This is a genomic window from Actinacidiphila oryziradicis, from assembly GCF_005047355.1.
GTDB lineage: Bacteria > Actinomycetota > Actinomycetes > Streptomycetales > Streptomycetaceae > Actinacidiphila > Actinacidiphila oryziradicis.
The window spans coordinates 237,152-262,069 of sequence record NZ_SUMC01000003.1; the positions used below are offsets into that span (position 1 = coordinate 237,152).

19 protein-coding genes are annotated in these 24,918 nt (G+C 71.1%); 10 read left to right on the forward strand and 9 right to left on the reverse strand.

Features of this window, described 5'->3' with window-relative positions; genetic code table 11:
* Nucleotides 1-356 precede the first annotated feature (356 nt).
* The 3 genes from FCI23_RS05120 to FCI23_RS05130 all read right to left on the reverse strand — a co-directional run bounded on the left by FCI23_RS05120 (nucleotide 357) and on the right by FCI23_RS05130 (nucleotide 3,648).
* Nucleotides 357-1,376, reverse strand: coding sequence for a TolB family protein (locus FCI23_RS05120; protein ID WP_136722215.1), 1,020 nt, complete (start codon nucleotides 1,374-1,376; stop codon nucleotides 357-359).
* A gap of 53 nt (nucleotides 1,377-1,429) precedes the next feature.
* Nucleotides 1,430-2,707 carry an MFS transporter gene (locus FCI23_RS05125; protein ID WP_211265210.1) on the reverse strand — a complete coding sequence of 426 codons (1,278 nt, stop codon included), beginning with the start codon at nucleotides 2,705-2,707 and terminating at the stop codon, nucleotides 1,430-1,432.
* A gap of 80 nt (nucleotides 2,708-2,787) precedes the next feature.
* Nucleotides 2,788-3,648: a glycosyltransferase gene (locus FCI23_RS05130; protein ID WP_136722216.1), complete on the reverse strand. Its 861-nt coding sequence runs from the start codon at nucleotides 3,646-3,648 to the stop codon at nucleotides 2,788-2,790.
* Between the two features lie 366 nt (nucleotides 3,649-4,014).
* Between FCI23_RS05130 and FCI23_RS05135 the strand changes: the two genes are divergently transcribed.
* The 8 genes from FCI23_RS05135 to FCI23_RS05170 all read left to right on the forward strand — a co-directional run bounded on the left by FCI23_RS05135 (nucleotide 4,015) and on the right by FCI23_RS05170 (nucleotide 15,623).
* Entirely contained in the window at nucleotides 4,015-5,457 is a 1,443-nt protein-coding gene (locus FCI23_RS05135; RefSeq protein WP_136722217.1) for a sugar transferase, read from the forward strand.
* A 43-nt stretch (nucleotides 5,458-5,500) separates the two neighbouring features.
* A complete protein-coding gene (locus tag FCI23_RS05140; RefSeq protein ID WP_136722218.1) occupies nucleotides 5,501-6,583 on the forward strand; it encodes a Gfo/Idh/MocA family protein in 1,083 nt (360 codons plus the stop codon).
* A gap of 43 nt (nucleotides 6,584-6,626) precedes the next feature.
* Nucleotides 6,627-7,652, forward strand: coding sequence for an NAD-dependent epimerase/dehydratase family protein (locus tag FCI23_RS05145; protein ID WP_136722219.1), 1,026 nt, complete (start codon nucleotides 6,627-6,629; stop codon nucleotides 7,650-7,652).
* A complete protein-coding gene (locus FCI23_RS05150) occupies nucleotides 7,649-8,806 on the forward strand; it encodes a DegT/DnrJ/EryC1/StrS family aminotransferase (RefSeq protein WP_211265211.1) in 1,158 nt (385 codons plus the stop codon). The genes FCI23_RS05145 and FCI23_RS05150 overlap by 4 nt, the downstream gene beginning before the upstream one ends.
* Complete coding sequence (locus FCI23_RS05155; RefSeq protein ID WP_136722220.1) at nucleotides 8,803-9,528, forward strand: NeuD/PglB/VioB family sugar acetyltransferase; 726 nt, start codon at nucleotides 8,803-8,805, stop codon at nucleotides 9,526-9,528. Before FCI23_RS05150 ends, FCI23_RS05155 begins: the two co-directional genes overlap by 4 nt.
* Nucleotides 9,525-10,646, forward strand: a complete 1,122-nt coding sequence (locus FCI23_RS05160; protein WP_136722221.1) for a DegT/DnrJ/EryC1/StrS family aminotransferase — start codon at nucleotides 9,525-9,527, stop codon at nucleotides 10,644-10,646. Before FCI23_RS05155 ends, FCI23_RS05160 begins: the two co-directional genes overlap by 4 nt.
* Before the next feature lie 264 nt (nucleotides 10,647-10,910).
* Nucleotides 10,911-14,417, forward strand: a complete 3,507-nt coding sequence (locus FCI23_RS05165) for a DUF4082 domain-containing protein (protein ID WP_246143358.1) — start codon at nucleotides 10,911-10,913, stop codon at nucleotides 14,415-14,417.
* Nucleotides 14,418-14,576: 159 nt separating this feature from the next.
* Complete coding sequence (locus FCI23_RS05170; protein ID WP_136722223.1) at nucleotides 14,577-15,623, forward strand: glycosyltransferase family 2 protein; 1,047 nt, start codon at nucleotides 14,577-14,579, stop codon at nucleotides 15,621-15,623.
* Between the two features lie 17 nt (nucleotides 15,624-15,640).
* Here the strand turns inward: FCI23_RS05170 and FCI23_RS05175 are convergent, their stop codons facing one another.
* Nucleotides 15,641-16,315: a hypothetical protein gene (locus tag FCI23_RS05175; RefSeq protein WP_136722224.1), complete on the reverse strand. Its 675-nt coding sequence runs from the start codon at nucleotides 16,313-16,315 to the stop codon at nucleotides 15,641-15,643.
* Between the two features lie 128 nt (nucleotides 16,316-16,443).
* On the opposite strand from FCI23_RS05175, the gene FCI23_RS05180 reads away from it, so the two are divergent.
* A complete protein-coding gene (locus tag FCI23_RS05180) occupies nucleotides 16,444-18,468 on the forward strand; it encodes an O-antigen ligase family protein (RefSeq protein WP_136722225.1) in 2,025 nt (674 codons plus the stop codon).
* The gene (locus tag FCI23_RS05185; protein WP_136722226.1) at nucleotides 18,468-19,424 is read left to right on the forward strand and encodes a glycosyltransferase family 2 protein; all 957 of its coding nucleotides are present in this window, start codon (nucleotides 18,468-18,470) and stop codon (nucleotides 19,422-19,424) included. The genes FCI23_RS05180 and FCI23_RS05185 overlap by 1 nt, the downstream gene beginning before the upstream one ends.
* Here the strand turns inward: FCI23_RS05185 and FCI23_RS05190 are convergent.
* The 5 genes from FCI23_RS05190 to wecB form a co-directional block, all read right to left on the reverse strand.
* Nucleotides 19,387-20,211 (reverse strand): glycosyltransferase family 2 protein, encoded by an 825-nt coding sequence (locus tag FCI23_RS05190; protein ID WP_136722227.1) that lies wholly within the window; start codon nucleotides 20,209-20,211, stop codon nucleotides 19,387-19,389. The two genes, FCI23_RS05185 and FCI23_RS05190, sit on opposite strands and share 38 nt — an antisense overlap.
* Before the next feature lie 33 nt (nucleotides 20,212-20,244).
* Nucleotides 20,245-21,387, reverse strand: a complete 1,143-nt coding sequence (locus tag FCI23_RS05195) for a hypothetical protein (RefSeq protein WP_136722228.1) — start codon at nucleotides 21,385-21,387, stop codon at nucleotides 20,245-20,247.
* A complete protein-coding gene (locus FCI23_RS05200; protein WP_136722229.1) occupies nucleotides 21,384-22,877 on the reverse strand; it encodes an oligosaccharide flippase family protein in 1,494 nt (497 codons plus the stop codon). The genes FCI23_RS05195 and FCI23_RS05200 overlap by 4 nt, the downstream gene beginning before the upstream one ends.
* A 39-nt stretch (nucleotides 22,878-22,916) precedes the next feature.
* Nucleotides 22,917-23,714, reverse strand: a complete 798-nt coding sequence (locus tag FCI23_RS05205; RefSeq protein WP_169316684.1) for a Wzz/FepE/Etk N-terminal domain-containing protein — start codon at nucleotides 23,712-23,714, stop codon at nucleotides 22,917-22,919.
* A gap of 87 nt (nucleotides 23,715-23,801) precedes the next feature.
* Nucleotides 23,802-24,917, reverse strand: a complete 1,116-nt coding sequence (gene wecB / locus FCI23_RS05210; RefSeq protein ID WP_246143359.1) for a non-hydrolyzing UDP-N-acetylglucosamine 2-epimerase — start codon at nucleotides 24,915-24,917, stop codon at nucleotides 23,802-23,804.
* Nucleotide 24,918: the final 1 nt, after the last annotated feature.

Consider the following 24,918-nt stretch of genomic DNA (forward strand, 5'->3'; position numbering starts at 1 on the left):
TGTAATCAATCAACTACCTATAGTGCCTCTCCGCTCCGCCGGGCGGAGGCCGACGCCTATATATCGAGAGCTGCCGCCAATGGGGTAACGCCAGCCCTGCCTGCGGCGCAGACGCGGCGCTGCCACTGCGGCTTCGGCTGGAGAAGCGCTCCGGCGTCATGCTCCACCAGGTAGAAGTCATCGCCACACTGGACCGGGCCCACTCCGCAATCCTTGCTACTGCGCCGGGGGACGCGATGAGGGGGGCGCAGCGAAGTCCCCTGGCTCAAGCCGCCGCTCTCCTAGGGAGAACAGCCTTTCTGTCCTCCCTGCGGGGCCCTGTGGGGATGTCTGCGACTTTGCCGGCTCTGGCTCGCTCACAACGGGGCCGGCGAGGAGGCGCCCGGGATCAGCAGGTGGGGGGTGCCGGTGCCGTCGGCGGGGACGCTCCACAGGTCGCTGCTGCCGACCTTGCCGTTGGTGGGCAGGGCGTACGCGAGGGTGCGGTTGTCGAGCCAGGTGGCCTGGTCGTCGACGCTGTGGTGTTCGGCCAGCGGGGTCTCGTGGAGGGTACGGAGATCGAGTACGGACTCGTGCCACAGGGCCGCGCCGGTCATGACGCGCTTCTTGAAGGCGATGCGGGTGCCGTCGGGGGACAGGGAGGGGCATTCGACGTTCTGGACCAGGGTGGTGACGGTGCGTCGGGAGAGGGACCCCCGGACGAGGTACGTGCGGTTGGCGGTGCCGAGGGTCGCGTAGAAGGTGTCGTCGTCAGCCGCGAAGGTGACGCCCCAGAAGTTGATGTCGGCGGCGTGGTAGTGCTTGCCGTTCAGGAGGATCGCGTATGTCTCCAGGCTCGGCGTGAGCCGCCAGGTGCGGGTGTCCACGATCGAGGTGCGGGTGGAGAAGAAGGCGGAGGCGTAGGACTCGCCACCGACGAAGACGGTCCAGGCGGCCAGATGGCCGCTGGGCGAGACCCGGGCGCGGCTGGGGGTGCCCGCGAGGGCGAAGCTGCGCAGGGTGTGCAGGTTGGCGTCCAGGACCAGGGCGCGGTTGTTCTGGTTGAGCACGCCGGGGCTGGACTGGAGGCACACGCCGGTGCCCGCGGCGGCGTAGAAACGCTGGCACTTGAGCCCGGACGCGGTCCGCCCGGCCGCCGGGTCGGCGGCCGGGACCGCGGCGACCTCGGTGCGGTGCGGGCCCGAGGCCGCATTGACGAAGGCCAGGCGCTTGGCCGGGGCCAGCGTCACCTTGCCCGCGCTGACCGCCGGCCCGCCCGCCTGCGCCTGGTTCTTCTGCGCCGCGCGCGAGGCGGCGTGCAGGATGAACCCGGTGCCCAGGCCCGCGAGGACCAGGACCGCCGTGGCGAGTACGAGCAGGCGGCGCAGCGGCGTCATCGGGGTCCTCGTGGGCGTCGGGACGGGAGCGGGCTCAAGGGGCGCGGCGCAGGTCATCGGGGTCCGCCCGTCGGACGCAGGACGACGCCGGCGACGGCAGCGCAGCACAGCAGGCCGGCGGCGGAGGCGGCCAGGGCGGGAGCGTCGCCCCAGGCGGTCCAGGCGGCGCCGAAGGCGAGGGAGCACAGGAAGCGGGCCAGCGCCTGACCGGTGCCGACGAGGGCGAGGCCGCTGGCGCGCAGTCGCTCGGGCACGAGGTCGGCGACCGCGGCCGGCAGCACGCCGTCGGTGGCCGCGTAGAACGTGCCGTGCAGCGCGAGCACGAGGTAGGGCAGGGCCGGCGTGGCGGGCGCCCACAGCAGCAGTGCGTAGCCGGTGAGCAGGCCGACATGGCCGGCGAGGAACACGCCGCGCCGCCCGACCCGGTCGGCCAGGCCGCCGAGGGGGACGGCCAGCAGCAGGAACACGGCGGCGGTGCCGAGCGGCAGCAGCGGGAACCACTGGTCGGCGAGGCCGGCCCGGCGTTGGAGCAGCAGGTAGACGAAGGCGTCGCTGACGGTGGTGAGGCCGAGCAGCACGGCGCACACGGTCAGCGCGCGCAGCCGCGGCAGGCGCAGCAGGGCCAGCGCGTCCCGCATGCCGACGGGCCGCTTGGCCGGGGTCCCGGTCTCCGGCGAATCGAGGTCCCGCCGTCCGCGCGGCTTCCCCGGCACGAACAGCACCAGCACCAGTACACCGAGGACGGCGACGCAGGTGCTGACGCCGAACACGGCGTCGTAGCCGTCCGCCGCGGCGCGCAGGATCAGGAAGGCGGCGAGCGGGCCGAGCATCGCACCGGTGGTGTCCATCGCCCGGTGTACGCCGAACGCCCGCCCCTGGGACTCCGGTGGCGTGGACAGGGATATCAGCGCATCGCGCGGCGCGGTGCGCAGGCCCTTGCCGGTACGTTCCAGCGCCAGCACCACGCCCAGCGGGCCGAGGCTGTGGGCAAGCAGCAGCAGCGGCTTGCACAGGGCGGACAGGCCGTAGCCGAGCCCGGCGATCAGCTTGTGGTCGCGCAGCCGGTCGGCGAGCTGACCGCCGGCGAGCTGGACGAGTGCGCTGACGCCGTTGTAGATGCCGTCGAGCGTGCCGAAGCCCAGCGGGCTGAGCCCGAGCCCCGCGACGAGGTAGAGCGGCAGGACGGCGGTGACCATCTCCGAGGAGATGTCGGTGATCAGGCTGACCGCGCCCAGCGCGACCACGACCGGGGCGACCCTCGGTATCAGGCCACGCATGCGGCCCGGCGCGGTGTCCGCCCCGGCGGGGGCCGAGCGGTCGGCGAGATACATGATCAGCGGCTCCAGTTGCCGGTCGTACGCGTACTCGAACGTGCGGCGCGGGTCACTGCAGTGGGCACTTTGTTCCGGGATCAGTCCTGTCGGCTGCTCTCGTCCCGCAGCCAGGTGCCGAAGTCCTGTGCCCGGATGGCCTTCCTGGCCCCCGAACGGGCGACGACGGCGGCCGCGAGGAAGACCACGACGCCGGCGAACAGCCTCGGCTCCTTGCGGAGCACCGCCCTGAGATCCGCCTTGCTCGTCCGGGGCGTGCGTTCGGCCATGGACGCCTCGAACTTTTCCTGGTGGTGCTCCAGTTGGGCCGTGGACGTGGCCGCCCGGATCCGCCGCCGGATCAGGTCGGACCAGGTACGCGGCGGGTGGACGACCACATGTGCCGTCTCGACCACCATCCGCTCGTCCGGCGCGAAGGCGAGCGACGCGGCCAGATCGTCGGCCATCAGCGGCGGTAGCGCGGCGATGCGCGCGTGCCCCGCCTGGGAGACCGCGATGACACCCCGGCCGAACAGCCCCTCGCGCACGGCCGGGAGCCGCTGCCACACCTGGTAGTACGCGCGGACCCGCCAACCGCACGCGGCCAGCGGGAGTTTGCGTTCGGGAGCCGCGGCGAGGATCTTCGGCGAGCCGGTCAAGGCCCGGGTCAGCGCCCGGACGTCCGCGCTCGCGATCACCACGTCCGCGTCCACGTACAGTCGGGGGAAGCCGCGCGCGTGCTCGTCGCCGACCCGAAGTGCCTCGTGTTTGGAGGGAGTCGGGATCTCGACCACCCGGACCGGGGTGCCCCGCTCGCCCGCGACCCGCGCGGTGTCGTCCGTGCAGCCGTTGCACACGACCACGATGTCGATCTCGTCCTCGGAGGTGTCCGCCAGCAACGAGTCAAGAAGCCGGCCGATGACTCGTCCCTCGTTGTGAGCCGGGATCACGATGCTCGTCACTGATGCAGTATGGCGCCAGAAATCCGGTTGCGCTGCGTGTTTCGCCGAACTGTTCCCGTAACCGCGCCCAATGGTCTAGATTGAGCGTCGCCGGACCGGTTTGGGCAGGGGAACCACCCCTGAATTGACCGTTTCGGTGGGATGCCTGAGGCGGTTGGGAACCGCTGGGGCTCCAGTCCGGCGCTGCTGCAGGGGGGTTTCACTTGCGGCTGGTCGACCGGACCGTTCGGTCAGGGGATCAGACCAACTACTCACGTCCGTGCCACCGGTGTCCTCAGCGCTCTCGTGCCTCATGGGGTTGGCACGTAACGGCCAGGGACCGCCGAGGGCTGGGGCGGGGTGAGCCGAGCACGTGGTGGGGGGGGCATGACCATTGAGCAGGTCACGCATGAGCTGCAGCTTGTGGAACGCAGGAGTCCGGAAGCACGCCGAAGACGGTGGGAGCGCAAGTACCGAATAGTCCTGCCGGCCGCCGACGGCCTCGCGGCCGCAGTCGCCGCATTCGTGATCCACGGGGCCTACGGCCGCTGGGGCGTGGCGCTGGGGCTGCCCCCGACGTGGATCATCGCCATGTGCGCCCACCGGGCGTACGACCGCAGCGCCCTCGGCCTCGGAACTGAGGAGTACCGGCGGGTGCTGCGCGGAGCCCTCGCGCTGCCGGCCCTGGCCGCGTGCGGCTACTGGTTCTTCGCACGCGACTCCGGGCTCCTGCACGACATGATGATGGCGGCGGCACCCGCTGCCGCGATCGCCCTGCTGAGCAGGTATGTGCTCCGCCGCCGGCTGCACAGGCGCTGGGCGCAGGGCCGTGACCAGCGCACCACGCTCCTGGTCGGGCCGTCACTCGGTGTCGCGGAACTGATCGCGGTGCTGCGGCGCAGCGGAGTACAGGAGCTGCGGGTCGCCGGGGTGTGCCTGACCGACCCGGAGAACGCGCAGGCGATCAAGAAGCTGGGGCTGTCGGTCCACGGCGGTGTCAGCGATCTGTCCGGGGTTATCCGTGCCACGGGCAGCAACGCCCTGGTGGTCCTGCCGGCTCCTGAGTTCGACGCCACCGTGGTGCGCCGGATGTCCTGGACGGCGGCCGCCCAGGGGGCCGACTTCCTGCTGGTGCCCACGCTGGCCGATGTGGCCGCCTCCCGGCTGGCGACTCGGACCACCAACGGGGTGCCGCTGACCTACGTACAGGCGCCGACGCTGTCGCGGGCCTCCCGGCTGCCCAAGGAGTTGCTGGACCGGGCGCTGGCCACGGCACTGCTGCTGGTGCTGGCGCCGTTGATGATCGCGATCGCGCTGGTGGTCCGCCTCGACAGTTCGGGGCCCGCGCTGTTCAGGCAGCGGCGGGTGGGTCTGTACGGCGACCACTTCACGATGCTGAAGTTCCGCACGATGCGGCAGGACGCGGAGCAGCGCCGGGCGGATTTGGCGCACCTCAACGAGAACAGCGACGGCCTGCTGTTCAAGATGAAGCGGGATCCGCGGATCACCCGGGTGGGTTCGGCGCTGCGCCGCTACTCGCTCGACGAACTGCCGCAGCTGATGAATGTGTTCAGCGGCCACATGTCGCTGGTCGGCCCGCGTCCACCGCTGCCCGAGGAGGTGGACGCGTACACCCCGGAGGTCAAACGCCGGCTGCTGGTGAAGCCCGGCCTCACCGGCCTGTGGCAGGTGAGCGGCCGCTCGGACCTGCCGTGGGACGAGGCGGTCCGCCTCGACCTCGGCTACGTCGACAACTGGTCGCTCGGACTGGACCTGTTGATCCTCATCCGTACGGGTTCGGCAGTGATCCGGGGAACGGGGGCGTACTGACATGCGGGACAACAGGATTCAGGACGAAGGGAAGTCGAACGCCGTGACGGACACCAGCGCTCCCGGTCGGGAGCCGGACCCGGCAGCACCGTTGGGTGTCGCCGTCGTCGGCGCCGGCTACTGGGGCCCCAATCTCGTCCGCAACTTCCAGTCCAGCCCCCGGTTCCGGCTGCGGTGGCTGTGCGACCTGGACGTGGCGCGGGCGCAGCGGGTGCTCGGCGGCTACTCCACGGTCCGGGCGACCTCGGACTACGCGGCGGTGCTCGCCGACCCGTCCGTGGACGCCGTCGCCGTGGCCACGCCCGCCGGGACGCACCTCGACATCGCGCTGGCCGCCCTGCGCGCGGGCAAGCACGTGCTGGTGGAGAAGCCGCTGGCGGCGACCTACGCGGACGGGGCACGCCTGGTGGCGGAGGCCGAGGAGCGCGGGCTCACCCTGATGTGCGACCACACCTACTGCTACACCCCGGCTGTGGGCCGCATCCGGGAACTGGTCCGCTCCGGGGAGCTCGGCGAGATCCACTTCGTCGACTCGATCCGGATCAACCTCGGGCTGGTCCAGAAGGACATCGACGTCATGTGGGACCTGGCTCCGCACGACCTGTCGATCCTCGACTTCATCCTGCCCGACAACGTCGAGCCCGTTGCCGTCGCAGCGCACGGCGCCGACCCGATCGGCGCCGGGCAGGCCTGCGTCGCGTATCTCACGCTCCAGCTCAACACGGGGGCCATCGCCCACGTACACGTCAACTGGCTGTCACCGGTCAAGGTGCGAACCACCATGGTGGGCGGCGCCAAGCGCACCCTGATCTGGGACGACCTCAACCCCGCGCAGCGCGTCGCGATCTTCGACCGCGGGGTGGACCTGGCCGCTCCCCAGGAGATCGGCGCCGACGAACGCCGGGACATGCTGATCTCCTACCGGTCCGGCGACATGATCGCGCCCGCGATCGGCGAGAAGGAAGCGCTGCGCAGCATGGTCGACGAGTTCGCCGACGCGATCCGGGAGCGCAGGGCGCCGCTGACCGACGGCCGGGCGGGTCTGCGCGTGCTGGACATTCTGGAAGCGGCGTCCCGGAGCCTTGAGTTCCGCGGCGCCGTCGTCGGCCTGCGGGCCGGCCGTTGACGATTCGGGGCGACACCATCACAGATTCAGTGGGGGACTTCAGTTGAGCAGCGTACGAGGCAAGAAGATCCTGGTCACCGGTGGGGCGGGCACCATCGGCTCCAACCTGGTCGACCTCCTGGCCGGCAACGGCGCACGCGAGATCGTGGTGCTCGACAACTTCGTGCGCGGGCGGATGGCCAACCTCGCCCAGGCGCTGGGCAGCGGAGTCGTGGAGGTCGTCGAGGGCGACATCCGCGACGCCGCCACCGTACGGAAGGCCACCGAGGGCGCCGACCTGGTGTTCCACCTCGCCGCGATCCGCATCACCCAGTGCGCGGAGGAACCCCGGCTGGCCAACGAGGTCATGGTCGACGGCACGTTCAATGTGCTGGAGGCGGCGGCCGACGCCGGAGTGGGCAAGGTGATCGCCTCGTCCTCGGCGTCCGTCTACGGCCTGGCCGAGACCTTCCCGACGACCGAGCGCCACCACCCGTACAACAACGACACGTTCTACGGTGCCGCGAAGGCCTTCAACGAGGGCATGCTGCGCAGCTTCCACGCCATGTACGGCCTGGACTACGTGGCGCTGCGCTACTTCAACGTGTACGGGCCCCGGATGGACATCCACGGCCTGTACACCGAGGTGCTGATCCGCTGGATGGAGCGGATCGAGGCGGGAGAGCCGCCGCTGATCCTCGGCGACGGCACGCAGACCATGGACTTCGTCGACGTCAGGGACATCGCCAGGGCCAATCTGCTGGCCGCCGAATCGGATCTGACCGACGAGGTGTTCAACGTCGCGAGCGGTACCGAGACCAGCCTGCGCGATCTCGCCCTCGGCCTGCTCGACGCGATGGGCGCCGACCCGGAGCCGCTGCACGGGCCCGCCCGCGCGGTGAACGGGGTGACCCGGCGGCTCGCGGACACCTCGCAGGCCGCCGAACGCCTGGGCTTCCGGGCGGAGATCGACCTGCGTACGGGGCTGCGGGACCTGGTCGGCTGGTGGCGCGCCGAACGCGCCGTCGACGCGGTCCCGCAGGCCGAGCAGGCCGAGCAGGCCGAGCAGGCCGAGCAGGTCACGCGATGAGCGCCGCGGCGGAGCCCTCGCTCTCCCGGGTCCCGGTGATGATGCCGTGGCTGGGTGAGGAGGAGGCCAGGGCGGCGGCCGACGCGGTGCTGTCCGGCTGGGTCGCCCAGGGACCGCGGGTCGCCGCGTTCGAGCGCGCCTTCGCGGAGCGGGTCGGCGCCGAGCACGGCATCGCGGTGAGTTCCTGCACCGCCGCCCTGCACCTGGCGCTGGTCGCCCTCGGCCTGGGACCGGGCGACGAGGTCGTCGTCCCGTCGCTGTCGTTCATCGCCACCGCCAACGCCGTACGGTATGTCGGCGCCCGACCCGTGTTCGCCGACGTCGAGGGCGCCACCGGCAATCTGACGACGGCCACCGTGGACGCGGTGCGGACCCCCCGGACCAAGGCGGTCCTCGTCGTCCACCAGGGCGGAGTGCCGGCCGATGTGGACGCCCTGCGGGCCGCCTGCGCCGACTGGGACGTCCCGCTGGTCGAGGACGCGGCCTGTGCGATCGGCTCGACCGTGGGCGGCAAGTCCGTCGGGCACGGCGCGCTGATCGCGGCGTGGTCCTTCCACCCCCGCAAGGTCATCACCACGGGCGAGGGCGGCATGGTGACCACGGACGACGCGCGGTGGGCGGAGCGGCTGCGCCGGTTGCGCGAGCACGGGATGAACGCGTCCGCCGCGCAGCGGCACGCGAGCAGCAAGCCGATCCTGGAGAGCTACCTGGAGGTCGGCTACAACTACCGGATGACCGACATCCAGGCCGCGGTCGGCCTGGTCCAGCTCGGGAAACTGGACGAGATGGTGGCCCGCCGCCGCGCCCTGGCGGCCCGTTACGAGGCCCTGCTGCACAACGTCCCCGGTCTCACCCCGGTCCGCGACCCGGCCCACGGGCAGGGCAACTTCCAGTCGTACTGGGTGCTGCCGGCCGAGGACTTCCCCGTGAGCCGGGACGGGCTGCTGGCCGCGCTCGCCGCCGCCGGGATCTCCGCCCGGCGCGGGATCATGGCCTCGCACCTCGAACCCGCCTACGAGGGGCATCCCTCGGCGCCGCTGCCGGTCACCGAGCGGATCAGCCGTGACTCGCTGATCCTGCCCCTGTTCCACACGATGACCGAGGCCCAGCAGGACCGGGTGGTGGCCGTGCTCCGCGAACAGGCGCGACGATGAGCGGGCTGCTCATCGTCGGCGCGGGCGGCTTCGCGCGGGAGACCGCACAGGCCGTCCGTGCCGCCGGCGCCGGAGGTCCGCGGCTGCTCGGGCATCTGGACGACGACCCCGCGCTGCACGGCACCGAGGTGGACGGCGTGCCCGTGCTCGGCGGCTGCGACCTGGTGCACGAACTGCCCGGGGCGCAGGTCGTGGTCTGCGTCGGCAACCCCCGGGACTACGCCTCCCGGGCACGCCTGGTGCGGCGGCTGGGGCTGCCCGAGCACCGCTACGCCACGGTGGTGCACCCCAGCGCGGCGGTTTCGGCGAGCTCGGCCGTCGGTCCGGGCTCGGTTCTCCTCGCGCACAGTGTCCTGACTGCCGCCGTGCGGGTGGGCGCGCATGTGGCCGTGATGCCGCATGTGGTCCTCACCCATGACGACGTGGTCGGGGACTTCGCCACCCTCGCCTCCGGTGTCCGGCTCGGCGGGGGCGCACGGCTGGAGCGCGGGGCCTATGTGGGCGCGGGCTCCCTGGTCCGCGAGTACACGGTGGTCGGCGCGTGGTCGCTGATCGGAATGGGGAGCACCGTGCTCCGCGATGTGCCGCCGGGTGAGGTCTGGATCGGCAGCCCCGCCCACCGGCTGCGCGAGGCGGACGTACCGGCGCTGGACGAGATACGCGCCGATGGTGTCGACGTCGGCCCGCGGCCGGCCGAACGGATGGAGAGCCCAGTCATATGAACCAGATTCCGCTGGTGGACCTCAAGGCGGCGCACGCCGAGGTCGCCGACTACGTACGGGCGGGTTTCGAACGCGTCCTGGCCGCGACCGCGTTCATCGGCGGCGAGGAGGTCCGGGAGTTCGAGCGCGAGTACGCGGGCTTCGCCGGGGTCGCGCACTGTGTGGGCGTCGCCAACGGCACCGACGCCCTCGAACTGGCCCTGCGCGCGAGCGGCGTCGAGGTCGGCGACGAGGTGGTGCTGCCCGCCAACACCTTCATCGCCACGGCGGGCGCGGTGGCCAGGATCGGCGCCAGGCCGGTGCTGGTGGACTGCCTGCCCGACACCCAGCTGATGGATCACCAGGCCGCCCTGGACGCCACCGGACCGGCCACCCGCGCGGTGGTGCCGGTCCACCTGTACGGGCAGTGCGCCGCCACCGCGGAGCTGGCCGCCCGACTGCCCGGCCATGTCCGGCTCGTCGAGGACGCGGCGCAGAGTCAGGGCGCGACCCGCGACGGCCGCTCTCCCGGCAGCGGCGGCATCGCGGCCACCAGCTTCTACCCGGGGAAGAATCTCGGCGCCTACGGTGACGCGGGCGCGGTGCTGACCGACGACGAGGAGCTGGCCGGACTGGTGCGGTCGCTCGCGAACCACGGCGGCACCGCCAAGTACCGTCATGACGTGGCCGGCTTCAACAGCCGCCTCGACGGGCTGCAGGCGGTCGTCCTGCGGGCGAAGCTGGCCCGGCTGGCCGCCGGCAACGCGGCCCGCCGGGCCGCCGCGGCCCGGTACGACGCGCTGCTGGCCGACCTGGCGGCGGCCGGCCGCGTGGTGCTGCCGACGACCGACGCGGGCAATGTGCACGTGTGGCACCTGTACGTCGTGCGCGTCACCGGAGCCGGCCCAGGCCGCGACGAGGTAGCGGGCAAGCTCAACGCGGAGGGCATCGGCGCGGGTGTGCACTATCCGGTCCCGGTCCACCTCACCCCGGCGTTCAGCCATCTCGGCCACCGCCGCGGCGACTTCCCGCATGCCGAGCAGGCCGCCGACCGGATCCTTTCACTTCCGCTCTACCCGCAGATCACCGCCGATCAGCAGCAACAGGTCGTGAACACGCTCGCCGACGCCCTTCGCTGAGGGCGTCCGCCGACGCGTGTCCCCACATGTGATCAGACCGCGCTTCTCGCCACACCCCCGCCTCACCAAGGCGGGTTCCTGCACCGCCGCTGAGAGGTACAGATGGACAGAAGAGGGAGACAACTCCGGGGCGGATTCTTCGCCTTGGTCGCTGCTTTGATATCGACCGTGTTGCCGCAGGCCGTGACCGCCCACGCGGCGTCCGATCCATGCGGGTCGGGAATGAACCCCATCGTCTGTGAGAATTCCAAAACGGGCACACCCATGTCCGACTGGTTCTCTCCCAACGCCTACGGGAACGTCCAGGGATTCTCCGCCGAGCAGAGCCTCCAGCCCGGCGAGACCATCCACTTCAAGGTCCAGTCCCCGGTCTCGTACCACGTCGAGATCTACCGTCTGGGCTACTACGGCGGCGACGGCGGGCGCCAGATGTCGACCGCCGCCCAGGCGTCCGCGACCTATGCCGCCAACTTCACCAAGAACGGCACGGCCGGCAGCCCGATCGACACCACCGTGACCGACGGGGTGGCCGACGGAAAGCCGCTCAACTGCAACTCCGACTCCGCCTCGGGCCTTGTCGACTGCGGCAACTGGCCGGTCACCGCGACCTGGACGGTGCCGAGCGACGCCGTGTCCGGCGTGTACATCGCGAACTTCGACCAGACGGACGGCAATGGCGTGATGCCGTATCCGTTCGTCGTGAAGAGCGAGTCCAGCCACTCCGACATCGTCGTGCAGACCGATGACGAGACCTGGCAGGCCTACAACATGTGGGGCGGCCAGAACCTCTACCAGGGCACCGGGCCCGCGCTCGACGGACGCGCCTACCAGGTCAGCTACAACCGGCCTCTGGACGTCGGCGGTGACAACGGCGTCTTCGGCTCCGAGTTCGAGATGATCTCCTGGCTGGAACAGAACGGCTACGACGTCAGTTATCTGTCCGGCGTTGATGTGTCGACCAAGGGATCACTGCTCCTCAACCACAAGATGTACATGTCCTCGGGCCATGACGAGTACTGGACACAGGACCAGTACGACAACGTCCTGGCGGCCCGCAAGGCCGGGGTCAACGAGTCCTTCTTCAGCGGCAACGAGGCGTTCTGGAAAACCCGCTTCGCACCGAGCATCGACGGCACGAGCACGGCCAACCGGACGCTGGCCGGCTACAAGATGACCAAGATGGAGTTCTCGACACCGGACGGCATAGCCGACCCCAGCGGAAAATGGACCGGCACCTTCATGGACCCGGCCAGAACCAACTACGGCGACACCTATGCGCCCGAGAACATCCTCACCGGCTCCATGTTCCAGGTGAACGGCTATCGCAGCGACGCGATCACGGTGCCCGGCTCGTACGCCAAGCTGCGGCTGTGGCGCAACACCACGGTCGCGAGCCTGTCCGCGAGCCAGACCGCCACCTTCCCGACCGGGACGCTCGGCTACGAGTGGGACAGCGACCTGGCCAACAGCACCAGACCGGCCGGTGAGATCGACCTGTCGTCCACCACGGTGGACATCACCGACGGCAAGTTCCGCCAGGACTGGGGCAACGTCTACGGCAACGGAACCGCGACGCACAATCTCGTCGAATTCCGCGACCAGGACTCCCACGCCCTGGTGTTCGGGGCGGGAACCGTGCAGTGGTCGTGGGGTCTGACCAACGTCCCGACCAGCAACCCCGCCGACACCGTGGTCACCGCTGACAAGCGGATGCAGCAGGCGACGGTGAACATCATCGCCGACATGGGCATCCAGCCGCAGACCCTGCAGAGCACCCTCGTCCAGGCGACGGCCTCCACGGACACCACCGGCCCGGCGGTCACCGTGACCAGCCCCGCCTCGGGCATCACCGCCCCGGCGCTCAAGCCGATCAGCATCACCGGCACCGCCACCGACTCCGGCGGCCAGGTGGCCCGCGTCGAGGTGTCCACCGACGGCGGTACGACCTGGAACGCCGCCACGGGCACCACGTCCTGGAGCTACAACTGGACCCCGGCGACACCCGGCCCGGCGTCGGTCAAGGTGCGCGCGGTGGACGACAGCATCAACATCGGGGCCGTCACCACCGTCCCGATGGCCGTCGGCCCGCAGGCCTGCCCCTGCACCGTCTGGCCGGCCTCGGCCGTGCCCGGCACCGTCAACAGCGGCGACGGCAGCGCGGTGGAGCTCGGTGTGAAGATCCGCACCTCGGTGACCGGGTCGATCACCGGTGTCCGCTTCTACAAGTCCCCCAACAACACCGGCACGCACACCGGAAGCCTGTGGAGCGCCTCCGGCCAGCGGCTGGCCACCGGCACCTTCTCCAACGAGACGGCGTCCGGCTGGCAGCAGATGAACTTCTCCTCGCCGGTGCCGGTGAAGGCCAACACCACCTACGTCGCCTCCTACTTCGCCCCGGGCGGCGGATACTCCTACGACGGCGGCTACTTCACCGGTCAGGCCGCGGGCCTGGCCCCGCTCACCGCGCTGCAGTCCGGCACCGACGGCGGCAACGGCGTGTACCACTACGGCGCGTCGGGCGGCTTCCCGTCCTCGCAGTCGGCCGGCAGCAACTACTGGGTGGACGCGGTGCTGGACACCTCGTCGGCCAGCACGACGCCGCCCGCGGTCACCACGACCACGCCGCAGTCCGCGGCGACCGGCGTGTCGATCACCAGCCCGGTGTCGGCCGTCTTCAACGAGGGCATCGACTCCACCACACTGCAGTTCACCGTGAAGGACGCCGCCGGCACCACCGTGCCGGGGAACACCACGGCCGGCTCCGCGAACAGCGTGACCTTCACGCCGTCCACGGAACTGGCGCTGAACACCACGTACACCGCTTCCGTGCAGGTCGCCGACCTGTGGGGGAACGCGATGGCGGATTCGCACACGTGGACATTCACCACCAGCGCCACACCACCCGCCGTCACCTGCCCCTGCAGCCTGTGGAACTCCAGCACGGTGCCGGCCACGACCGACGCGACCGGCGACTCCAACTCCCTGGAGCTGGGCACCCGCTTCAAGTCGGCGGTGGGCGGCTGGGTCACCGGCGTCTCCTTCTACAAGGGCACGGGCAACACCGGCACGCACACCGGCAGCCTGTGGTCCGCCGACGGGACGCTGCTGGCCACCGGCACCTTCACCAGTGAGACGGCCTCCGGCTGGCAGCAGCTGACCTTCGCCTCCCCGGTGGCCATCGCCGCGGGCACCCCGTACGTGGTCTCGTACCACGCCCCGAACGGGAACTACGCGGTCGACGGCGGCTACTTCTCCGGAGCGCACCAGTCCTACCCGCTGACGGCTCCCGCCGACACCAGCGGCAGCCCCAACGGGCTGTACCACTACGGCACCGACTCGGCCTTCCCGGGCGGCTCCTACGGCTCCGCGAACTACTGGGTCGGCCCGGTCTTCACCGCGACCGATCCGGCTTCCGCGCTGTCCGCGAGCACCTCGGAGGTCACCGTGTCCGCCACGGCGGCCGTCCAGACCGCCGACGCCGCCCACCCGCTGGTCACCACGCTCGCGGCGGGAACGAAGGTGTCGAGCGTGCAGGCGACCGTCACCGTGCTGTCGGGCACGAAGGCGGCCAGGAAGATGCACGTCACCGGCGTCGTCTCGTACAACCGGGCCACCCGCGAGGTGTCCGTACATCTGTCGAGTCCGCTGCCGGACGGCACGCGGTTCCTGGTCACGCTCACGGCCAAGGACGCGCACCGCCACACGGTGAAGACCCGCAGCTGGACCCTGACCAGTACGACCACCCGCAAGAGCAGGAAGCACTCCGGCTAGGAGTGTGCTGAAGGCCTGGGCCGGACACCGGGAGCCCGGCACAGGTCTTCAGCGCGCTCCCGGGCGTATCCACCCGTACCCACCGGTGCGGACCGGGGGAGGCGGCCTGGCAGGACCGGGCCGCCTCCCCCGGGGCCACCGGGGATTGGCATCTCACTGATGAGCACCGTCAGCGTCGTGATTCCCTGCTACAAGTACGGCCATTTCCTGACCGATTGCGTGCGCAGCGTCCTGGACGAGCAGGAGGGCCCGGACGTCCGGGTTCTGATCATCGACGACGCTTCGCCCGACGACTCGGCGGAGACCGCGCACAAGCTGGCGGCCTCCGACCCGCGGATCGAAGTCCGCGTCCACGAGCGGAACAAGGGCCATATCGCCACCTACAACGAGGGCCTGCTGGAATGGGCCGACGGTGACTACGTCACCCTGCTGTCCGCGGACGACCGGCTGGTCCCGGGCGCGCTGGTACGTGCCGCCGCTCTGCTGGACGCCCATCCGGAGGCCGGGTTCGCCTACGGCCGGCCGCTGCGCTTCCAGCACGGCGGGCCGCTGCCGAAGGCCCGTACCCGCGGCACGGGCTCGGTCGTCTACCCCGGGCAGTGGTGGCTGGAGCGACGATTCCGTGAGGCCACCGGATGCATCACCTCGCCCGAGGTCGTGGTGCGGACCAGTCTGCAGCGGGAGGTGGGCGGCTACGACCCCGCGCTGCCCCACGCCGGCGACATCGAGATGTGGATGCGGCTGGCGTCCCATGCCGACGTCGGCTACGTGAAAGGCGCGGACCAGGCCTTCTACCGCGTCCACGGCGGCAACATGTCCACCGTGGACTTCGGCGGGCAGCTCGACGACCTGCGGCAGCGCCTGATCGCCTACGAGTCCGTACTCGACAAGTGCGCCGGCCGGATCCCGGACGCCGAGCGGCTGTCGGCCGCGGTGCACACCCGGCTCGCCCGCTTCGCGCTGCGCCGGGCCTACCGCGCCTACGACCGCGGGCGCACGGACGCGGTCCCGGTCGACGAGCTCGTCGCGTTCGCCCGGGAGTGCCTGCCAGGCTTCGCGGCGCTTCCCGAGTACCGGGCGCTGAGGCTGCGGCAGCGCGTCGGAGCGAAGGCGATGCCGTACCTTCAGCCGCTGGTGCTGTCCGCGGTGGCCGAGCGAGGACGCGAGTGGCTGTGGTGGGAGTCCTGGAAGCGGCGCGGTATCTGATGCGCCGTCCACTGCCCTCAGCGGGAGACCGGAACCGGGAGCCGCTCCGGCGCGTGCCGTCGGCGGGGGCCCTGGGCGTTCCGCCGCCGGTACAGCATCAGCCGGTCGGTCCACAGGGCGGCCAGCAGTCCGCCGAGGCCGCCCAGCAGCGCCACACCGGCCAGCGCGCGGCTCTTCACACCCTGCACCAGGGCGGCGCTCGGCGGCACCAGGACGGTCGCGGTGATCCGCGACGCGGCCGGGATCTTCTGCGCCGCCTGCACATCGTTCACGTTCTGGGTGTAGGCCGCGACGACCCGCCGGACCATCGTGTCGGCCAGGGTTGGGTCGGACTGCTGCGCCTGGATCTGCAACGAGGGGATCAGGTAGCGCGGGGTCGCGCTGGTGCCGCTGTTGCGCGGGATCAGCTGGTAGGTGCCGCGGACACCCGCGGCCTCCAACTCCCGGTGCCCGTCCGGCGACTGAAGCTGCTGGATGACTCCGTAGGACACCACGGCCAGCGGCGGTTGCAGATTGGCCAGCTGGTTCGGCTGGTTCCCGGTCGCCGGCGGCTTGAGCACCACCACCGCCGAGCTCAGGTACTGCGGGGTCGGGCGCACCACGTGATAGCCCCCGGCGGCAGTCAGAAGCATCGCCAGCACGAGCACATACCAGCGGCGCAGCAATGCGTCGGCGACCTCACCAGGCGACACGCGGATTCCTTCCGTCTACACCGATACTCGCAGGACGTGGGGCAAGCCGCCACCGAATCCTCACACGCCCTATGCTTTCCCGGGGCACGGAGCGCTCGGTCGCACATGCCGGCCCGGGGGGAGGGTTCGTGAGCCTCAATGAGATCTTGGGCATATTGCGCAGGCGTTGGTACTTCATGGTGCCGATCACCCTGCTCAGTCTCCTGGCGGGCGGGTATCTGTACGAGACGATCCCGGTGTCGTACCAGTCGCAGAGTTCCATCGCACTGCTCGACTCCACGGCCGTCGCCCGGCTGGCCCCGACCTTCGGCAACCCCATCTCGAACGCGGGCGGTTCACTGATCGTCACGGCCGACGTGCTGATCAGGGCGCTGGTGTCGAACGAGGCGGCCCAGGACCTGCAGTCGCGCGGGGTCACCGACCGGTACACGGCCGGGTTCGCGAACGACTCGTCGAGCCCACTGCTGGCCCTGTCCGTCACCGGGACCGACCGGGCGAAGGTGCACCGGGAGACCAACACCCTCACCGCCTTCGCCGGCGAGCAGTTGAAGGCGCTCCAGGCCGCCTCCAAGGTCCCGTCGACGTACTTCGTCCAGACCGCGCAGGTGGTCCTGCCGCAGACGCCGGTTTCGCAGTCCAAGAGCCGTTATCAGGACATCGCGGCCGTCCTCATCTCCGGGATGGTCGGCGCGTTCATGCTGTCGATCCTGGCCGAGGGCGTGAACGTCGTCCGGCGCCGGAGCCGTGCCCTCAGGACCGGTGAACCGCTGCCGCTGCCCGCCCCCCTGGAGACCGGGGGTTTTCTGCGGCGGAGAGTGGACGCCACCAGCATCCTCACCGTCTACCTGGCGCTGGCCTTCTTCATCCCCTCCAACCTCGCCCTGCCCGCGCTCGGCGGCGTCGGCACACCGGCCAACGTCTTCGCGCTGCTGGGGCTGCTCTGGTACCTGGCGACGTGGCTCGGTGGCCGGATCCGCCCGGCTCCGGGGACCAGGCTGCCACGGGTGGCGATGTGCCTGCTCGCCACGGCGGTGCTGCTGTCGTACATCGCGGACGCGACCCGGATGAGTTCGCACGAGGAGGTCCTCGGCGCCGACCGGGGGCTCATCGGGCTGGTCGTGTGGGTGTCGCTGGTGGTCCTGACCTCGGCGGCGATCCAGGAGCGCAGCCGGCTGGACGTCCTGATGCGCCGGGTCATCGTGATGGGGACCATCGTGGCCGCCATCGGCTACTACGACTTCTTCTTCGCGACCAACATCGCCGACTCCATCCACATCCCCGGCCTCCAGACGAGCGTCGCCCAGGTCACGGCCATGGACCGCGGCTCCTTCACCCGGCCGCGTTCCACCACGGCCCAGCCGCTGGAGTTCGGCGGCATGCTGGCGATCCTGGTGCCGTTCGCCATTCAGCAGGCGCTCGACCCGGTACGCCGGCACCTTCGCGTGCACCGCCGCTGGGGGCCCGTCGTGATCATGGCCGGCGCTCTGCCGCTGACCGTGTCGCGGACCTCCGTCATCGGCATCCTCATCATCGCCCTGATCATGGTGCCCCGCTGGAAGCCGCAGCGGCGCTGGACCGCGATCGGCCTGATGGTGACGGCCGTGGGCGGCTTCAAGGTGATCATCCCCGGCCTGATCGGGACCATCACCACGCTGTTCGCCACTTTCCTGTCCAACTCCGACAGCAGCACCCAGGCCCGTACCGTGAAGTACAGCGAGATCATCCCCTATCTGTCCGAACACCCCCTGTTCGGGCAGGGGTTCGGGACCTTCACGCCCGACCTGTACTTCTTCACGGACAACCAGTACATGCTGACGCTGGCCGAGATGGGCGTCCTGGGGCTCATCGCGCTGCTCACCCTCTACGTCACCGGGATCCACACCGGCGGTGCCATCCGCCGGCTGGCCCGTACCGACTCCGACCGTGAGCTGGGGCAGGCGTTCTTCGCCTCGTCGCTGGTGGCGCTCGTCATCAGCGCCACTTTCGACGCCCTCAGCTTCCCCATGTTCGCGGGGATGTTCTTCCTGACGCTGGGCGCCGGGGGCAGCTATCTCGGCTTCGTCCGACGCGATTCGCAGGAGACCGCCGCCGCGGCGACGACCGTCGCCGTGCCCGTGCGGCGAGTGGCCGAACCCCAACCCGTGGAGTCCTGATGCCCCGCCACACCGAGGCCGCGCACACCGGCCCCGTCGCCGTCCTCGTCGTCACCTGGAACAGTGCCGCTGTGCTTCCGGGGCTCCTCGCCTCGCTCACGGAGGGCATGGCCGGGCTCGACTGGCGTCTCGTCGTCGCCGACAACGACTCGGCCGACGGCACCCCCGAGTTGGTGCGCTCTCTCGCCCCCGATGCCACACTCGTACCGACCGGCCGCAACGCCGGGTACGCCGCCGGTGTCAACGCGGCCCTGCGCGCCGCCGCGCGGTGGAACGGCGGCTACCGGGCGGCCCTGGTGTGCAACCCCGACATCCGGATGCGGCCGGGATGCGCCGGGATCCTTGTGGCCGCGCTCGGCACCGCCGCACCCGACGGCACCCGCGTGGGGATCAGCGTTCCCCTTCTGTACGAGGAGGACCAGCGCACCCTCGTCCACTCGCTGCGCCGCGAGTCGAGTGTGACCCGGGCGCTCGGCGAGGCGGTCCTGGGCAACCGCAGGGCCGGCCGGTTCCCGCGCTGGAGCGAACTGGTCACCGACCCGGCCGCGTACGCGCAGCGCACCTGCGCGGACTGGGCGACCGGGGCCCTGATGGCGCTGTCGGGGGACTGCCTGGATGCCTGCGGTCCGTGGGACGAGTCGTTCTTCCTGTACTCGGAGGAGACCGAATACTGCCTGCGTGCCCGGGACCACGGCTACGTCACCCGGCTGGCGCCCGAGACCGCAGCCGTCCATCTCGGCGGCGACTCCAAGGTCTCGCCCCGCCTGTGGACCCTGCTGACCCTCAACCGGGTCCGGCTCTACCGGCGCAGGCACTCGGCCGTGGCGACCGCCGCGTTCCGGGCGGCCGTTCTGCTGCGGGAGACCTCGCGGGCCGCGCTGGGCAGGGCGGCGAGCCGGGCGGCGGCGGCCGCTCTGCTCAGGCCTTCCGCTCTGCGGGCGACGCCGGGTCCGTGAGCTGCCACTCGGTGTAGAAGCTCGCCGGGTTCACCAGGTAGCGGACGGTGGGCCACGGCACATGCCGTACTTCGTGCCGCCGGCTGTAGCGGCGGATCAGCTCCCAGTCCTCGCGGGGCAGGACGTCGGGGGTGCGGTGCAGCCGGCTGAAGTGCAGGGCGCGATCGCGGCGCGCCACGAAGGCGTTGGTGTCCAGGAAGGCCTCGTGGGCGGACCTGCGGCGGTCGAACGGCACCGACAGGATGTCCAGCTCGCCCCCGCCGGGCAGCACCCGGCGCAGGGCCGTATAGACGCCCTCGGGGCCCCCGGGCGCCTCCAGCACCGCCAGCGCCCGCTCGAGATGGCCGGGCTCCCACAGATTGTCGTCGTCCAGGAAGGCCACATAGCGCGACCGGGTCAGCCGGATCCCCACATTGCGCACGACGCCCGCGGTGCCCGTGTTCCGTGCCAGCGACACGGCGAACAGCCGCGGGTCCTGCGGCAGTACGGGCAGGCCCGCGCCGTCGTCGACGACGATGACGACCTGGTCCCGTACGGTCTGCTCCAGGGCGGAGCGCACGGCCGCGCGCAGGGCGTCGGGGCGCCGGTGCGTGGCGATCACCGTGGCGACCAGGGCGGCGGGGATCTGCTCGCGTACGGCGGCGAGCCGCTTCGTCTCGGCGTTCTCGAAGCGGCGCAGCCGCAGGGCGGAGCCCGCCAGCACGACCTTGTTCCTGGCCTCGAAGAGCACGAGCCAGCCGAAGGTCCGCTTGAGCAGTTCCCAGGGGGCTCGCGCGATACGTCGCATGGTGTCCTCTCTTGGTCTTGGCCGGGCGTGGTCTCAGGACGCCTGGGGCGTGACCGTCCTGCCGTCCGACATCCGGTTGTCGCTCCATACGTTTCCGGCACCCGCGGCGCTCCAGGCCGCGACGGCGCCGTACACGCCGCAATTGCGGTGGTACTGGGTGGAGAAGACGTTGCCGGTGACCTGGATCCCGGTGGCCCCAGCGCCGCCGCCGTACAGGCAATAGGCGCCGCCGGCCAGCCAGTTGCCGTCGACGGTGGTGTTGGCGACGTTGCCGGTGTCGGCGAACAGGCCGACGCTGGCGGAGGCGCCCTGGGTCACGCCCGTCGCGTTCAGCAGGGTGTTGTGGCGGATGATCAGATGCCCCTTGCTGCCGCCGCCGCTGATCACCGCGTCAGTGTGCTGCCAGCCGCCGCTCGCGTTCATGAATGCGGCGATGTCGTGCACATAGTTGTCGTGCAGATTGCCCTGCCCCATGGAAAGGGCGTTGCCGAACACCGAGATGTCGCTCCAGCCGACCTCGACCGAGCTCTCCCCCATGTTGGAGACCGCGTAGTCCTCGCCGCCGTTGTCGGGCCCCTTGCCGGGGACCGCGGTGACGGTGGAATGGATGATCCGCAGGCCGCCGTATCCGGCGCGCAAGTTGATGCCCCACCAGTTCGTCGAGCTGATCCTGGTGTCGACGACGGTGACGTCGTTCGCGTAGATGTCGAGTGAACCGGTGATGTCCCAGCCCCTGATGACCTGGCCGTTGGTCCTGACGCTCATGGCCCCGGTCCTGTGCGGAGTGAGGGGGATGCGCGGGCCGGTGCTCCGGGCGCCGGGGAAGCCGCAGTCGCTCGGGGACGCGCAGACGCCCGCCGCCCGGGTCGACTTGGCGCCGGGCGGCCCGGTGGACGAGGGACGCGGCGTCGCCCTGGCGCCGGAGCGCGCGGAACCGCCCTGGCTCCGTCCGGCGGCGGAGGCGGATCCGGCGGTGCCGGTCGCGGAGGCGCCGGCCGTCGCGGTGACGCCGGCCGGACACGTCATCGCGGTGTCGGGGCACGACGGAAGCGCGGAGTCGTTGCCCCCGGAGCAGGATGCGACCACGCCCAGCGCCACAGCGGCCACAAGCAGGAGCGCCGCGAGCAGTCCGCGCCCCTTCCTTCTGTTCGCGATCGTTCCGTGCCCGCCGGTCATGTGGTCTCCTGCCGTAGCGGCCGGGTCCCGCGCAGGAAGCCGCGGCTGGGCAGTACGCACACCACGTAGCAGGCCAGAGCGGCCGTGCCGGTGGCCAGCAGGGCGAGCCGGCTGTCGCCGACGTGCCGGCCGAGGCCGAAGGTGATCGCGGCCATCACGGCTCCCCCGAGGAAGGGCCACGCGCAGGCCCGGGCGATGGAAGCGGCGCTGATCCCACCCCGGTTCAGGGCGAAGAGGAAGGCCGGCACCACGATGCAGCAGGCGACCAGGACATGGCCGGCCGAGACTCCGACGATGCCGTGGGTACGGGCAGCGACGACGAGTACGGGGACGAGCGCGGCCAGCCACAGGCCCTGCACCAGGAAGAGCGACCGGCGCTTCCCGATCGCGACCAGGCAGTCGTAGGCGAGTTCACCGCCGATGCGCACCAGGCCGAGGGCCATCAGCCAGGGCAGCGCCTTGGCGGCAGGAAGCCACCGGCTGCCGTAGACGATCTCGACGACCGGGCCGGCGAAGGAGGCCAGCAGCACGCACAGCGGGACCGTGCCGGTGACCAGGACACCCAGGGCGCGGCTGAACCCCTGGGCGAGCGCCTGCGGTGAGCCGGCCAGCCGGGAGAAGCCGGCGAAGGAGACCCGGCGTGCCGCCTCGGAGATGATCCGCACGGGCCAGCCGGACATGTTGAACGCGAGCACATAGAAGCCCAGCGACACCTTGCCCAGGGTCGAACCGACCACCATGGTGTCCACGTTGACCACCGCGAGGGCCAGCAGGCTCGCCCCCGCCAGGGGAAGCCCGAATTTGAGCAGTTCCCGGGCCTGTTGCGGGTCCCAGCCGAACCGCAGGGTGCCCGGCGCCGCCAGCGCGCAGCCGATCAGGGCCGCCACGTTGCCCGCCACGGCTCCCCAGGCGAAGCTCATCGCGCCCCAGCCCGCGAAGGCCAGCAGGAGGGTCACCGCGGTGCTGAGCACGAAGTTGAGCGCGTCGATGATCATCCGCTTGCCCTGGGCGAACTCGCGGGTGAGGAAGCCCGCTGGCACCTGCGCCATTCCGTCGAGCACCAAGCACAGGCACATCACCCGCAGGACGCCCGCCGCGTCCGGCGAGCCGAGCAGCCCGGCCACCGTGGGTGCCGCCGCGAACAGCGCGACGTAGAGCAGGCCGCTGGAGAGCGTGCCGAGGGTGAGCACGGTGGGCGCGAACCGCCGTGCGTCGCCGTCCCAGCGCACGATGGCCAGCCCGACGCCCAGTTCGTTCGCGGACAGCAGGACCAGCAGCACGGTCTGGGCGATGCCGTACACGCCCCAGGCCGCCGGGCCGAGAGCGAAGCGCGCCAGGACGATCCCGGTCGCGAAGTTGCCCAGCCGCATGACCATGGTGTTGATCAGACTCCACCGGGCAGCGATGCGGACCTTGCCGCCCAGCGACGCGGGCCCGGTGGGCTCGGCTCCGTCGCCGGTCTCGGTGTCCGGTGCGCGCACGCCGTCCATGGGACGACTCCTTGTCGGGCGGCTCGTAGGGTGCGACGGTCACACGGACCGGTGCGCTGGGGACTCCGCCGCGGCGGGCTCGGCGTCGGCGGACCTCGACCACCGGGGGGCCTGCCGAAGGGCGACCGTCTGCTCCTCGACCAGTTCCTCCAGTTCACCGGCGGTGCGCCGGCCGGTGGCGGGCTGCGCCTCGGGCTCGGCGGGCCGCGCGTCGGGCGCGTCGGGCTGCGGGCGGCTTCGCGGCCGCTTGCGGGCCTCGGCGAAGAAGGTGGCCACCATGCTCAGCGCGAAGCCCAGCAGGCAGGCCATAATGAGGTATTCGAGCCTGGTCTTGGTCTGGGCCACCGCGTTCTGCGGGGGCACGATCGTCATCATGCGGATCATGGCCCTCGGCGAGACCGACTGCTGCGTCTGGAACTGCTTCAGCCGCGTCGCCGCGTAGGCCGTCAGGATCCGGTCCGACTTCCGTACGGCGGCCTTGTCCGTGCCGGTGACGGTGAGCCACATCAGCGGCCCCTGGGCGTTGTCGGCGAGCTTGGCCTGGTACGTCCCCGTGAGGCCCTGCGCCTTGACGTCCTTGATCGAGGCATCGGAGTCCAGGTTCCGGGCGAGGCTGTCGGCCATGCCGGTGAGCGAGGTCTGCGTGCTCAGGAAGGGGTTGCCGTCGTAAGCGGCCGTGGCCTTCTGGGAGTTGAGGAGTACCACCGTGCTCTGCGACTGGTATTTGACGGGGACCAGCAGGAGGACGGCCGCGCCCAGAGCCGCGGTGAGCAGCAGTCCGGGCAGCAGTACATACCAGCGCCTGCGCATGACCCGGAAGATCTCTGCGAGATCCATGGTGTTCTTCCCCTCGCGACCCATGACGTGAGCGGCGCGCCGCCGATGCCGTGGTTTGCCGTTGATTGAGCGTATGTTGCGTCCGGATCAGCCAAAGGCCGTTTGGTCGGTGGGTCTCGGCCGGCTGTCCGCGGTGCCTCCCTCCAGCAGGACCGTGGCGATACGGTCGCTGGCATGGCCGTCCCACAGTTCCGGGCGGCGCGGCGCGGGCGGGCCGTCCAGCATCCGGGTCACCGTGGACACGATGCGGGCCGGATCGCGGCCCGCGAGCACATTGGTGCCCTGCTCGACGGTGATGGGGCGCTCGGTGTTGTCCCGCAGCGTCACGCACGGCACTCCGAGCGCGGTGGTCTCCTCCTGTACGCCGCCGGAGTCGGTCAGCACGACCCGGGCGGCGTCCTGCAGGGCGATGAAGTCGAGGTATCCGGCGGGCGGTACGAGCCGGATACCGCCGGGCACGCCGATGTCGGCCAGCCGCCCGGCGGCCCGCGGGTGCACCGGCAGCAGGAGCGGGCAGCGGCCGGCGATCTCGCCCAGCGCCTTGAGCAGCCCGGTGAGGACCACGGGGTCGTCCACGTTGGCCGGCCGGTGGAGCGTGACCAGGCCGTACTCGCCCCGGCTGAGCCCGTACCGGCTCAGCACGTCGGACTCCCTGGCGCGGTCCAGGTTGGCGAACAGCGTGTCGATCATGACGTTGCCGACGACGTGGATCTGGTCGTCCCGGTATCCCTCCGCGCGCAGGTTGTCGGCCGCGTCGGGGGAGGGGGCCAGCAGGTAGTCGCTGACCCGGTCGGTGGCGACCCGGTTGACCTCCTCCGGCATGGTCCAGTCGCGGCTGCGCAGGCCGGCCTCCACATGGGCCAGCAGCGGTCCGGCCTTCGCGGTGACCAGGGCGCAGGCCAGGGTGGAGTTGATGTCGCCGACCACGACCACCACGTCCGGGGCCACTTCGTCCAGCAGCGGCTCGAACGCCGTCATCACGCGTCCGGTCTGTTCGGCGTGGGTGCCCGAGCCGACCCCGAGGAAGCGGTCGGGCGGGCGGATGCCGAGGTCCTGGAAGAACACGTCGTTCATGGACGGGTCGTAGTGCTGCCCGGTGTGGACGAGGACCACCTCGGCGCCGCCCCGCTCCAGGGCGTCCATCACCGGCTTGATCTTCATGTAGTTGGGTCGCGCGCCCGCGACGCAGATGACTCGCAGCACG

What these genes read in the sequence shown, in the direction of transcription:
- FCI23_RS05205 (WP_169316684.1), bottom strand. Translation starts at nt 23,714, where the DNA reads ATGGATCTCGCAGAGATCTTCCGGGTCATGCGCAGGCGCTGGTATGTA.
- FCI23_RS05120 (WP_136722215.1), bottom strand. Translation starts at nt 1,376, where the DNA reads ATGACGCCGCTGCGCCGCCTGCTCGTACTCGCCACGGCGGTCCTGGTC.
- FCI23_RS05165 (WP_246143358.1), top strand. Translation starts at nt 10,911, where the DNA reads ATGTCCGACTGGTTCTCTCCCAACGCCTACGGGAACGTCCAGGGATTC.
- FCI23_RS05190 (WP_136722227.1), bottom strand. Translation starts at nt 20,211, where the DNA reads ATGCGACGTATCGCGCGAGCCCCCTGGGAACTGCTCAAGCGGACCTTC.
- FCI23_RS05125 (WP_211265210.1), bottom strand. Translation starts at nt 2,707, where the DNA reads ATGTATCTCGCCGACCGCTCGGCCCCCGCCGGGGCGGACACCGCGCCG.
- FCI23_RS05160 (WP_136722221.1), top strand. Translation starts at nt 9,525, where the DNA reads ATGAACCAGATTCCGCTGGTGGACCTCAAGGCGGCGCACGCCGAGGTC.
- FCI23_RS05155 (WP_136722220.1), top strand. Translation starts at nt 8,803, where the DNA reads ATGAGCGGGCTGCTCATCGTCGGCGCGGGCGGCTTCGCGCGGGAGACC.
- FCI23_RS05170 (WP_136722223.1), top strand. Translation starts at nt 14,577, where the DNA reads ATGAGCACCGTCAGCGTCGTGATTCCCTGCTACAAGTACGGCCATTTC.
- FCI23_RS05135 (WP_136722217.1), top strand. Translation starts at nt 4,015, where the DNA reads ATGACCATTGAGCAGGTCACGCATGAGCTGCAGCTTGTGGAACGCAGG.
- FCI23_RS05150 (WP_211265211.1), top strand. Translation starts at nt 7,649, where the DNA reads ATGAGCGCCGCGGCGGAGCCCTCGCTCTCCCGGGTCCCGGTGATGATG.
- FCI23_RS05185 (WP_136722226.1), top strand. Translation starts at nt 18,468, where the DNA reads ATGCCCCGCCACACCGAGGCCGCGCACACCGGCCCCGTCGCCGTCCTC.
- FCI23_RS05200 (WP_136722229.1), bottom strand. Translation starts at nt 22,877, where the DNA reads ATGGACGGCGTGCGCGCACCGGACACCGAGACCGGCGACGGAGCCGAG.
- FCI23_RS05195 (WP_136722228.1), bottom strand. Translation starts at nt 21,387, where the DNA reads ATGACCGGCGGGCACGGAACGATCGCGAACAGAAGGAAGGGGCGCGGA.